Source organism: Nocardia yamanashiensis NBRC 100130 (assembly GCF_001613325.1).
In the GTDB taxonomy this organism is placed as follows: domain Bacteria; phylum Actinomycetota; class Actinomycetes; order Mycobacteriales; family Mycobacteriaceae; genus Nocardia; species Nocardia yamanashiensis.
Genome location: NZ_BDCD01000065.1, coordinates 1 through 13,272 on the forward strand (window position 1 = coordinate 1; position 13,272 = coordinate 13,272).

Annotated in this window: 2 protein-coding genes; both read right to left on the reverse strand. The window is 70.5% G+C overall.

The window, feature by feature from the left end:
* Positions 1-297 (reverse strand): hypothetical protein (locus NY1_RS41440; RefSeq protein WP_218028581.1); only part of this gene is annotated, 297 nt, incomplete at its 3' end.
* A gap of 97 nt (positions 298-394) precedes the next feature.
* Entirely contained in the window at positions 395-13,261 is a 12,867-nt protein-coding gene (locus NY1_RS41445; RefSeq protein WP_267888503.1) for a non-ribosomal peptide synthetase, read from the reverse strand.
* Between the last annotated feature and the right edge of the window lie 11 nt (positions 13,262-13,272).

Here is a 13,272-nt window from a genome sequence, read left to right on the forward strand (position 1 = left end):
GCCCGCGCCGAGTCCGGCCACCGCGAGGCCGCGCAATCGATCCGGTAGCGCGGCGATTCCGGCCGTCGCCGCCACGGCGCCCAGCACCACCCCGGCCCGGGTGACCTCCTTGTCGTACCGCCCCGCCCGCGCCACGGCCGCTTCGACCACCGGCGTCGGCGCGGTATCCGCCAGCAGCCGCCCGAACCCGTCGATCACGGATCCGCCCTGTGTGGCGGCGATCAGCTCACCCGCGCCGAGCGCGCCCAGCCCCACTGCCGCTGAACCCAGTAACCGCCGCTTCCCGTTGACCGACACAGCCCAACCTTCCGTCACTCCCCGATTGTCACTGCCATTCTTCCCCAGCGCGCGGGTGTCCCAGCGGGTTTCGTGCGGCGGAGATGCGCCGGTCCGGCTAGTCGCGGTGCAGATAGGCGTCGATCAGCGGGCCGATCTCGGCCCACGCCTCGGGCGTGATCAGGCGATTGTGCCCGTAGGCGAGGCGATGATCGTGGACCGGACCGGCGATATAGGGCCGCCAGGTGTCCACATTCGGAACGGATTCCGGATTGCCGGACGCGGTGAAGAACAGGAGTTCGCCGTCGAAAATCTCCGGGCGATGCGTCGAGAGCTGGCGCAGCAGATGCCGCATATCGCTGTAGAAGTGCTCCAGATCGGTCGCGGTGAGGGAGATGCCTGCCGCGGAGAGCAGTTCGGCGGCGGTGTCGGGGGTGAGGTCGGCGTGCTCGGGTGGTACGTCGATGCCGCCGAATTCGGCGAGCAGCACGGCCAGCGGCGGCAGGTCGCCGTCATCGGTGACCGCTACGTCGGCACGGGCATCCATCATGATCAGGGATGGGACTTCGGCGCCGCGGCGGCGCAATTCGATCGCCACGGCGTGCGCGATCGGGCCGCCGGCCGAATAGCCGAGCAGATGGTACGGGCCCTGCGGCTGCACGTTCCGGATCTCCTCGGCGTAGCGGACCGCCAGTTCGCAGATGGTGCGGTCGGCGGTGCCGCCATCCACCACGCCCGGCGATTGCAGGCCGTAGACGGAGCGCTCGCGGTCGATGTGACGCACCAAACCGCCGTAGCACCAAGCCAATCCGACAGCCGGGTGGATGCAGAACAGGCCCGGGTCGGCGCCGCCGGAGCGCATCGGGAGCAGCACCCGGAACGACGCCTCCGCGCCCGGTTGCGCGGCGGCCTCGGTGAGGCGGCGCGCCAAGGCGGCCGGGGTCGGGTCGAGGAACATCCATTGCAGGGGCAGCGCTACGCCGGTGCTCTCGCGCACCTGGCTGACCAGTTGCACAGCGGCCATGGAGTTGCCGCCGGCGTCGAAGAAGTTGTCGTCCACGCCGATTCGCGGGTGCTCCAGGACGGTTTCGAACGCGGTGGTGAGCAGGCGTTCGGTTTCGGTGCGCGGGGCGCGGTAGACGTGATGGCGGGGCTCGGGGGCGGGGGCGACCCGGGGTGCGGTGTCCGCGGTGAGGGGCGGCAGGGCGTCCGAGACCGCGACGTCGCCGACGGTCGCATCGGGAGTCGTGGTGAATGCGGTCAGCAGGGACAGCAGATTGTCTGCCATGGCTTGGGCGGTGGCGCGGTCGAACAGGTCGGTGGCGAAGGTCAGGGTGCCGGTGATGCCCGCCGGCGTGCTGTCCGGGCCGAACTGTTCGGCCAGCATCCACTCCAGGTCGAACTTCGAACCGGGCGCGGGAGCGGTCAGGGGGCGAATCATCAAGCCGGACAGTTCCGTTGCGGGCATTTCCAGGTTCTGGAAGGCCAGCAGGACCTGGAACAGCGGGTGGTGGGCGGTCGAACGGGCGGGGGCGAGCGCTTCCACCAGGCGTTCGAACGGCAGGTCCAGATTGCCGTAGACGGCCAGATCGTCGGCGCGCACCGCATCCAGGGTGGCGGCGAAATCGGCGGCGGGATCGATGTGGGTGCGCAGGACGACCGTATTGACGAACATGCCGACCAGGTCATCGAATTCGCCGTCGCCGCGACCGGCCACGACGGTGCCGAGGGCGATGTCCGGGGTGCCGGAGAGCCGGGCGAGCAGGACGGACAGGGCCGCGTGCACGACCATGAACGGGCTCGCGCCGTGTGTTCTGGCGAGGACCTGCATTTGGTCGTGAACCGATGCGGGGACGGTGAATTGGATCTGGTCGCCGACACCCGACGGGAGGGTGGGGCGGGGGCGATCGAGCGGCAGGGCGTGCACCGGCGGCAGGCCGTCCAGGCGGGCGCGCCAGAAGTCCAGCTGCCGGTGGGCGAGGCTCGCGGGGTCGGTGTCGTCGCCGAGCAGTTCGCGCTGCCACAGGGCGTAGTCGGCGTATTGGAGCGGCAGTTCGGTCCAGGCCGGTGGCTGCCCTTCGGTACGGGCGGCGAAGGCGGACAAGATGTCTCGGGCCAGCGGGGCCATCGACCAGCCGTCGGCGGCGATGTGGTGCACGGCCATACCCAGGATGGTGCGTTCGGCGGAGACGTGCAGTACGCACACGCGCAGCGGGGTTTCGCGGGTGACGTCGAAGCCGACTGCGAGCTGTTCGGCGAGGGCTTTGGCGACTTCGCTCTCCGGCACTTCGATTTCGATGACCGGGGGCGGTCCGGCGGGCAGTATCCGCTGATACGGCAGGCCGTCCGGGCCCGCCGGGTAGATGGTGCGCAGCGTCTCGTGCCGGGCGATCACATCCGAGACGGCCGCGCGGAGCGCCGGGATATCCAGTGCGCCTTCGATTTCGAATGCGCCGGGAATGTTGTAGACCGGTGAGGACGGGTCGTAGCGGTTGAGGAACCACATGCGCTGCTGGGCCGCCGACAGGGGAATGCGCTCGGGGCGGGGACGCGGGCCGGGGCGGGGGCGATCGCTCGCACCGCCCGCGGCGAGGTAGGCGGCGAGTTCGGCGACGGTCGGGGCGTCGAAGAGGGCTCGGACCGGGATCGCCGTGTCCAGGGCGGCGCCGAGCCGGGCCACCACGCGCGTCGCGATCAGCGAGTTGCCGCCGAGGGCGAAGAAGTCGTCATCGCGCCAGACCTGTTCGATGCCGAGCACTTCGGCGAAGACGGCGGCCACGGCTTCCTCGTCGGAGCCGTGCGGGGCCTGCCGGGCCGCGGTGGAGCGTTCCGGGGCGGGCAGGGCTGCGCGGTCCAGTTTGCCGTTGGCGGTGCGCGGCAGCGCGTCCAGCAGCATGATGACTGCGGGGACCAGGTAGGACGGAACCCGTTGGGCCACAGCCTTCTTCAGCTCGGCCGGGTCGGGCTTCGCACCGGGGGCGGGCACCGCGTACCCCACGAGCATGCCGCCGCGATCGTCCGCCCGGACCAGCGCCACCGCCTGGGCGATGGCGGGATCGGCCGTCAGCGCGGCCTCCACATCACCCAGTTCGATACGGAGGCCGCGCAGTTTGACCTGAGTGTCGGTGCGGCCCAGGTATTCCAGGCCGTTGCCACGCCGCCGCACCAGGTCGCCGGTGCGGTACATGCGGTCGCCCGGCGCACCGTACGGGTCGGCCAGGAATCGCGCCGAGGTCAGGTCGCTGCGGCCGTGATAGCCGCGCGCCAGGGCGATGCCGACCAGGTAGAGCTCCCCCACCACGCCGTCGGGGACCGCGCGCAGCCGGTCGTCGAGCACCATGGCCCGCATGCCGGGTGCGGCCGTGCCGATGGTGATCGGGTCGCCGGGACGTAAGGGGTCGCTGCCGGCGGCCCACACGGTGGTCTCGGTCGGGCCGTAGTCGTTGAAATGGTTGCGGCCCGGTGCGTTCCACGCGGACACCAGTTCCGGCGGGCAGGGTTCGCCGCCGGTGATGATCATTCGCAGCCGCGTCAGGCCGGCCGGGTTCACGGTGGCCAGGGCCGAGGGTGTGATCGCGATGTGCGAAACCCGTTCCCTTGCCAGCAGTTCCGCCAGATCGGGTCCGGCGAAGACGGTCGGCGGCGCGACCACCAGGGTGGCGCCCGCGCTCGCCGCCATCACGAGTTCCAGGACCGAGGCGTCGAAGCTCGGCGAGGCCACGTGCAGTACGCGTGAATCGGCGTCGATGCCGTCGCGATCACGCTGTGCCACCGCGAGATTCGCCAGGCCGGAATGGGTGACGACCACGCCCTTGGGTGCGCCCGTCGATCCGGAGGTGAAGATCACGTAGGCGGGGTTCTCGGGTCGCACCCGGGCCGCGGCCGGTCCGGTGGACGCCGGCTCGCCGGTCGGCTCGTCCACGCAGCGCCAATCCACCGTCCCCGGCAGTCGATCGCGCTCCGCCGTCACCGTCAGGCCGAGCCGGACGCCGGAGACATCGACGATGCGGGCGATGCGATCGGCCGGGTAGGCGGGGTCCACGGGTACGAAGGCAGCACCGGTCCGGGCCACCGCCCAGACCGCGACGATAGATTCGATGGATCGCGGGATGCCCACTGCCACCAGGGTTTCCGGTCCAGCGCCCGCCGATCGCAATGCGCGTGCCAGCTGTTCGGCCCGCGTGTCGAGTTCGCGGTAGGTCAGCCGCCGGTCAGCACACACCACCGCGATGCCGTCGGGGTTCATGGCCACGGCATCGCGCATCAATTCCGCCAGGGTGCGCGGCGCGGCGGCGGGGGGATTTCCGGCTCGCAGTACTACCCGTTCCGCGTCGGTCAGCAGATCGATATCACCGACCGGCACAGTGGTTTCCGAGGTGGCGGCAGTCAGCAGCCGGACCAGGCGTTCACCGAAGGCGACCACTGTCGACTCGTCGAACAGGTCGGTGGCGTAGCACCAGCGCAGTTGCAGGCCGTCGCTGTCGCCGACGACGGTGAGACTCAGGTCGAAACGACTGTTGGTCTGCGGCAACTCCAATGGGGTGACCGTGGCGCCCGGCATCTCCAGCCGGGGCATGGCGAGATTCTGGAAGACCAGCATCACCTGCGTGATCGGATGCCGCGCTTCCGAGCGCGCGGGCGCGAGCACCTCCACCAACCGCTCGAACGGCACATCCGCGTGCTCGAACGCGGCCAGGTCGCCATCCCGTACCCGTCCCAGCAGGTCCCCGAACGCTTCCCCGCCGCGAATCCCGGTGCGCAACACCAGCGTATTGACGAACATCCCGACGAGGTCATCCAGTTCGCGCACCCCGCGCCCGGCCACCGGCGTGCCGATCACCACGTCGTCGGTGCCGCTCGCACGCGCCAGCAGCACCGCCAGCGCGGCGTGCATCACCATGAACGGCGTGGCTCGATGCGCCCGCGCACACCGCTCCAGCGCGGCGCTCAGCTCGAGGTTCACCCGCACCACGCACTCCCCGGCGCGATGCGAGGCCCGGGCGGGCCGGGGCCGATCCGACGGCAGATCGACGTGATCCGGCAGTCCCGCCAGCTCGCTGGTCCAGAACCCGATCTGTTTGGCCTGCAATGACTCCGGATCGTCGGCACTGCCGAGCCGGGCGAGCTGCCAGCGCGCATAGTCGGCGTACTGCACCGGCAACGGCTCCCACCGGGGCGTTTCACCCGCCGCACGCGTGGCATACGCGGCCACGACGTCCCGGGTCAGCGGCGCCATGGAGAAACCGTCGGTCGCGATGTGATGGGCAACCAGCACGATCACATACTCGTCGCTGCCGGGTGCGGGGCTGTCGAGTCGGAATACTCGCAGCCGCAGGGGTACCGCGGCGGTGACGTCGAAGCCGGTGCCGATCGTTTCTGCGACAGCGGCGGGAAGGTCTGCGGGGGTGATCGGCCTGGGCTCCAGGTCGAGTTCTACGGCCGAGGCATCGAGAATGCGCTGAACGCCTACGCCGTCGATGTCGGGATAGACCGTGCGGAGGGTTTCGTGGCGGCTGATTACGTCGTAGAGGGCCGAACGCAGGGCCGTGAGGTCCAGGTGGCCGGACAGGCGCAGGGCGACCGGGACGTTGTAGGCCGGGGAGGATGGGTCGTAGCGGTTGACGAACCACATGCGCTGCTGGGCAGGCGACAGTGGTTCGGTCTTCCGGCGGGGCAGCGGGAGCAGCGCGGGTTCGGTGGTGGCGGTGCCGGAGGTGATGCGGCAGGCCAGCTCGGCGACGGTCGGCGCTTCGAACAGCAGGCGGACGGGTACGGGGGTGTGCAGGTCGGCGGTCAGGCGGGACGCTACACGGGTGGCGATCAGGGAATCGCCGCCGAGAGCGAAGAAGTCGTCGCGCGCGCCTACCCGATCGTGGCCGAGGACCTCGCCGAAGGTAGCGGCGATCAGGACCTCGTCGCCAACCGGCTCGACGTAATCCGCGAGTGCGACAACGGGTTCCGGGAGCGCCCGGGTATCGATCTTGCCGCTGCGGGTGCGGGGCATCTCCGCCAGCACCTGGATACTCGACGGCACCAGGTACCGGGGTAGGCGCTGCCCGAGCCATGCGGTCAGCTCGCCGACGAGTTCGCCGGCGGACGAGTCGGGGTCCGGGGTGGTCACGTAGGAGCACAGTGCTGTGGCGCCGGTGGCCGTCCGGTGGGCGATGGTGACGGCGGCGGTCACATCCGGATGGGTCAGCAGGGCGGCGTCGACCTCGCCGGGTTCGACGCGGATGCCGCGGATCTTCACCTGGAAGTCGGAGCGGCCGACGTATTCGAATCCGGCCGGGGTGCAGCGCATCAGGTCGCCGGTGCGGTACAGGCGGGAGCCCGGCGCGAACGGGTCGGCGATGAAACGGGCGGCGGTGAGGCCGGGGCGGCTCGCATAACCCTGGGCTACGCCGGGGCCCCGAACGTACAGTTCGCCGATCGCGCCGACCGGGACGGGGCGCAGCCAGTCGTCCAGGAGCAGGAGCGTCGCGCCGGGCACGGGCGTGCCGATGAGACTGCCGGTTTCGGGCGTCATCGGGTCGCCGAAGCCGGCGGCAATGGTGGTTTCGGCGGGGCCGTAGGAGTTCACCAGGATGCGGTCGGCGGACAGGCGGCGGATCAGGGCGGGCGGGCAGGGCTCCGCGCCGGTGACGATGGTCCGGACGGTGTCGAGGGTGTTCGGGTCGAGGGTGGACAGCACGGTGGGGGTGCAGATCAGGTGTGTCGCAGCGCTTTCCAGGATGGCGGCGGAAAGTTCCGCGCCCGCATTGGCGTCCGGGGCGGCGAGGACCAGGGTGCCGCCGGCGGCGAAGGTGGACAGCCAGACCAGGATCGCGGCGTCGAAGGCGGGGTTCAGGCAGTGCATGACCTGGGAGTCGCGGGTGAATCGGCAGTTGCGTGCGGTGGCGGCGGCCATGCCGGCGAGGCCGTCGTGGGTGACCACCACGCCCTTCGGGGTGCCGGTGGAGCCGGAGGTGAAGACTATGTAGGCGGCGTGGCCGGGGTGCAAGGGTGCCGGACGGTCGGCGTCGGTCAGCGCGGTGGGCGGGATCGCGCTGACGGAGGCTTCGAATTCCGGGTCGTCCATACGCAGCCAGCGGAGATGTTCCGGTAGATCCGTTTCGAAGCGGTCGGCCGTGATGCCGAGTACCGCAGCACATTCCGATGCCATGGCGGTGGTCCGGCTTGCCGGTTGCGCGGTGTCCACCGGGACGAATGCGGCACCGGTTTTGGCGACCGCCCACAGGGCGACCATCGATTCGATGGATCTGGGCAGGGCTACCATGACCGCTGCGCCGGGGCTTGCGCCATCGCGGATCAATGTGCGCGCCAACCGATTCGACCGGCGGTCCAGCTCTTCATAGGTCAGCGAACCGGTGATGCCGCCCGTGACGACAACCGCGACGGTATCGGGCGTGGCGGTGCCGGTGAGGAGGTCGGGCAGCAGGCGGACGGGTTGTGCGGGCTCGCCCTGGCGGACAGCGGCAGCATCCAGGTCGATGCCGCGCAGGGCGGAGGTCCGGCGGGCTGGGTTCTCGGTGAGCGCCGTCAGCAGCCTGGCGAAGCGAGTGCAGATCGATTCGGCCTGTGCCGCAGTGAAATAGCGCGGTGAGCGGGTCAGTTCGAAGCGCAGACCGGTTCCCGCGTAGGTGGCGAGGGACAGCGGGTAGTGAGTGCCGTCGAAAGTCCGGATATCGGTGACGGTCAGATCCGCGCGCCGGGTGGCGGCGGTGAGCGAAGCCGTGTCGACAGGGTAGGACTCGAAGACCGTGGCCGTATCGAACAGTGGTCCGAGGCCGGTGCGGGAATGGATTTCGTCGAGGCCGAGGAACTGGTGCTCGGCGAGGGCCGCCTGTTCGCGCTGTACGCGGGCGAGCAGCTCCGCCACCGGTTCGGCCGGGTCGAGGGCGATGCGGACCGGGACGGTGTTGACCAGCATGCCGATCATGCGTTCCGCGCCGGGTAGTTCCGGCGGGCGGCCGGAGACCGTCGCGCCGAAGACGATATCGGCGGAGCCGGTCAGCTCGGACAGCTGAAGCGCCCAGGCGGCCTGGACGAGGGTATTGAGGGTGACCTGGCAGGCGGCGGCGGTGGCGCGGAGCTGCTCGATCGTTTCGGTGCGCACCGGGATTTCATGGGCTACCGGGGCGGTCGCGGCGTCGGCCCGGGGTGCGGCCGGTGCGACGAGCGTCGGTCCCGGCAGGCCGTTCAAGGCCGCCGACCACGCCTGTACGGCGCGTTCCCGGTCGCGGGTGGACTGCCATTCCAGGTATCGCGTGAACGGTACCGGCTGGGCGAAACCGCTGTCTTCACTGCGTGTTTCGTAGAGTCCGACCAGCTCGGCGAACAGGATCGGCATGGACCAGCCGTCGAGAATCAGGTGATGGTTGGTTATGACGATACGGAATCGCCTGTCCCCCAACGCTATGCACAGGAACCGCAGCAACGGGGCGTCTGCGACATCGAAGGGCGTCCGCAGTTCACGGGCCGCGATCTCGTCCAGCTCGGCAGCGGTGGCATCGAAGGCTTCCAGGAACGTGCACGGGGCCTGTGCGTGCGCCGAAATCACCTGCACCGCACGGTCACCCGAGGTCACGAACGCGGCCCGCAAGACCTGGTGGCGGCGCACCAGCGCATCGGCGGCGGCGCGCAGGCGATCGGGTTCGAGGTCGGCCTCCACATCGATGACCGCTTGCACCGAATACCCGTCGGACGCGCCGTCCGCCAGCTGCGCCTGGAACCACAGTCCGCGCTGCAACGGCGTCAGCGGCAGCACATCGTCGAGTCGCCCGTAATGCCTTTCCCAGCTGTTGATCTCGCGCTGCGTGGTGGCCAGCAGCGGCAGATCGGCGGGCGTGAACCCGCCGGCTTCCGGGTCGCTCACCAGCGCGGCGAGCTCCTCGACCACCGTCACCCATGCGCTGGCGAGCGCCCGCACCTCACCGGCGAACAGGGCGCCGTCGGAGAACTGCCAGATCGCCTTGATCCGCTGCCCCGCAGCCGATTCCAAAGTGACGGCGTCCACGGCCAGGACTGCCGCCAAGGGCATCTCCGGGTCCGCGTGTCCGCCCAGCCGATCCGCCATCGAGACCGGCAGCCAGTCCCCCTCGGCCTCGACATCCGGAATCTGCCCCAGATAGTTGAACCCGACCTGCGGCTCCGGCAGTTCCGCCAGCACGGCCCCGGCCTCACCGTTCAGATACCGCAACAACCCGAACCCGAGTCCCCCGCGCGGCACCCCCCGCACCTGATCCTTGACCGTCTTCAAAGCCGTTGCCGCCGAATCGATCACGACCGGCCCCAGCCGCATCGGCACCGGCGCGGTGAACCATCCCACCGTCCGCGACAGCTCCGCCCCCGGCACCAGGGACTCGTCCCGCCCGTGCCGCTCCACCATCACCACCACGCCCTCCGCCGCATCGGCCAGCCGCCCCCGCGCCGACCGCCGCCGCGCCAGCGCCACCGTCAACGCGGTGAGCAGCGCCTCCTCCACCCCACACCGGAAAGCCCCCGCGATCCCCGCCACCAGCGCCTCCGAAGCAGCAACCGGCACCTCCACCTCGATCCGCCGCGCCGCCCCGTACGTATCGACCCGCGCATCCAACCGCCGCCGGCCCACCAGCGGATCAGCTGCCAACACCCCACGCCAATAGTCGAGTTCCGCTATCGGCCACTCCGATGCCAGCGAATCCGTTGCGGCAGTGCGGGATTGTGCTACCTCCTGGAGCGAATGCGCCCACGTCCGCACCGAGGTTCCGACGGGCGGCAACTCCGGAACCGCACCGGCCGACGCCTGCGCCCACGCCGACATCAAGTCCGGCAACAGAATCCGCCACGAGACCGCATCGCAAGCCAGGTGATGAACCGCGACCACCAAACGCCCCGGCACCCCCGCACCCGCATCGAGCCAAGCCAGCGCGATCATCCGGCCGACCCGCGGATCCAGCCGGGCCACCGCATCCGCCAGCGACCACTCGACGACATCTTCGGATATGGAGTCGGTTGCGGTGCAGTCGATTCGGGTGAGCAGCGGATCGACGTCGGTCAGGCCGATCGGGGGGACTTCCAGTTCGGGGCCGGATTCGCCGTCGATCACTCGGGCGCGCAGCAGGTCGTGGCGGTCGAGGAGGGCCTCGAGGGTGCGGTGCAGGGCGGCGGGTTCGACGCCGATGGGGAGGCGGACGACCATCGATTGGGCGAAGTGTTCCCAGCCGGGGCGGGCGAGCAGCCAGGTGGCGACCGGGGTGAGGGGCAGGCGGCCGATGCCGCCGCCGGGGAGTTCGGGGAGCTGGGCGGGGCGGTCGTCGAGTTGGGTGACCACGGCCGCCAGGGCGGCGGGGGTGCGGTGCTCGAAGACATCGCGGGCCGAGAAGGACAGACCGGTGGCGCGAGCACGGGACACCAGGGTGATGGCCATGATCGAATCGCCGCCCAGGGCGAAGAAGGATGCGTCGGGGTCGATATCGGGAGCGCCGAGCACCTCGCCGAAGAGGGTGCACAGTGCGCGTTCGGTCGCGGTGGACGCCGCGCGGTGCGATACACGCTGGGCGGCAGCGGGTTCCGGGAGCGCCCGGCGATCCACTTTGCCGTTGGCGGTGAGCGGGAGCGCGCCGAGCACGGTCACGGTCGCGGGCACCATGTAGGGCGGGAGACGGCGCGCGGCATGGTCGAGCAGGTTCGCTTCGGTGAGCGTCGCGCCCGCGTGCGGGACGACATAGGCCGCGAGCAAGGTCGCGCCGCCCCCGGCCGCCGGACGCGCCACGGTCACCGCGATCTCCACATCGGGGTGGGCGTGCAGCGCGGCGTCGATCTCGCCCAGCTCGATCCGCATGCCGCGCAATTTCACCTGGAAGTCGCCGCGGCCGACGTACTCCAGCACACCGGATTCGGTCCAGCGCACCAGATCTCCGGTGCGATACATGCGGCTGCCGGGCGGGCCGGACAGCGCCGGAACGAACCGCTCGGCGGTCAAGGCCGGGCGTCCCACATAACCGCGAGCCACGCCCGGCCCGGTCACGTACAGCTCCCCCGCGACCCCGGTCGCCACCGGTCGCAGCCAGCGGTCCAGCACCAGCATCCCCGCGCCGGGTATGGGATCACCCAGTCCGGCGTTCTCACCGGGCACCAGCCCGGAGGTGTAGGTAACCGCCACCGTGGATTCGCTCGGACCGTACGAGTTCAGCAGATCCCGCCCGATCCCGAAGCGCGCCACGATATCCGGCGGCGTCGGCTCCCCGCCGGAGGACACCGCCCGCACCCCGTCGAGCGCGTCCGGCTCCAGCGTCGAGAGCACCGCAGGAGTCGAACACACCTGCGTGATGCCGAAATACCGTACCAGCCGTGCCAATTCGTCCCCGACCACCGGATCCGCCTCGGCCACGACCAGCGTCGTCCCGGAAGCGAACGCCATCAGCCATTCCAGCACCGACGCATCGAAACTCGGGTTCAAGCACTGCAACACCCGCGCCCCCGGCTCGACCCGATACGCCGCGACGATCGCCGCGGCCAGACCGGACAGCCCGGCATGCGTCACCACAACGCCTTTGGGCACCCCGGTCGACCCGGAGGTGAACACGATGTAGGCCGGATTGCCCACCCGCACCGGCCCACGCAATTCAGCCGGGTTCAGCGCCGCGCAATCGTCCACCCCGGCGGCCTGTTCCGCATCGACCGCCCCGTGAACTCGGCCGACCGGTCCGGGCGCCGCGTTTGCTTCCAGCACATCGGGATCCGGCCCGGATCCGTCCGTCGAAGCCGCGGCCGCCGCGTACTCGCCACCTGACTTCTGGGCTCCAGGGGTGACCTCTACTTCGAGGGACTCAGCATGATCTGGCACGCCGCGCGCATCCACGGCCCGCACACCAACTGCCCGATCGGGCCGCACCCGTTCGGACAGCACAGTGTCCACCGCGATCCAATGCACGGAGTCGGGCAGGTCCGCGATCTTTGCTTCGAATGCGAGGCCGATACGGGCGCCGCATTCGGCGGCGATTCGCTCGACGCGTTCACCGGGCAGGCCGGTCCCGAGCGGTACGAAGGCGGCGCCGGTCTTGGCGACAGCCCACACGGCCACCATGGCTTCGGCCGAACGGGGCAGGGCCAGCAGTACGGCGGATTCCGGGCCTGCGCCGCTGCTTGCGGCGGGGCCTTCGGAGGCATTCAGGTTTGCGCGCAACAAAATTCGCGCCAGGCGGTTCGAGACCGCGTCCAGCTCAGCGTAAGTCAGCCGACAGTCTCCCGCGACGACCGCGACACCGTCCGCGCCCGCGCGTTCCAGCCCCGCCACGAGGATCTCTGGCAGCAGCATGGGTTCGGGTGCGGGCGCACCGTGCGCGCCCGCCAGCAGGGCGCGTTCGTCGGCGGTCCAGTAGTCGAGGTCGGCGACAGCCCCCTCCGCGTCGGCCGCCAGCAGGGAGTCCAGCACGGCGAGGAAGCGGCGATGGTGGCGGGTGAGCGAATGCTCTTCGTACAGGCGGGGATTCGCGGCGAAGTCGACGTGGATCGGCGCACCCGCGCCGTGCTGGTAGAAGTTGACGAACAGGTCCTCGATCGGTCCCGAGGTGAGCACGTTCAGGTTGGTCTCCAAGCCCGCGAACCCGATGGGCGCGGGGAACAGCATGATGTTGATGACCGGGCCGACGAAGCCGCGGGAGAGCTCCGCACCGGCGTCCGCGTCCTCGAAGCGCATGTCCTCGTGCCGGAAACGCTGATGCCGCAGCGCCCCGGAGGCCGCCACCCGCACCGCGTCCACCACCGCGCCCACGGTCCCGTCGCGCGGCACTCGCACCCGCAGCGGCACCACGTTGGACACCATGCCGCCGGAGCGGCGCAGCACGGCCGTGGTGCGCCCGGACACCGGCAGGCTCAGCACCACGTCCTCGGTGCCGGTGAGCCGCGCGTAGTACAGCGCGACGGCCGCCATCACCAAAGTGGCGGGGCTGGTGCCGAAGCGCTCGGCGGCGCTCTCCAGCCCCGCGGCCGTCGCCGGGGACAGTTCGGCGCGCG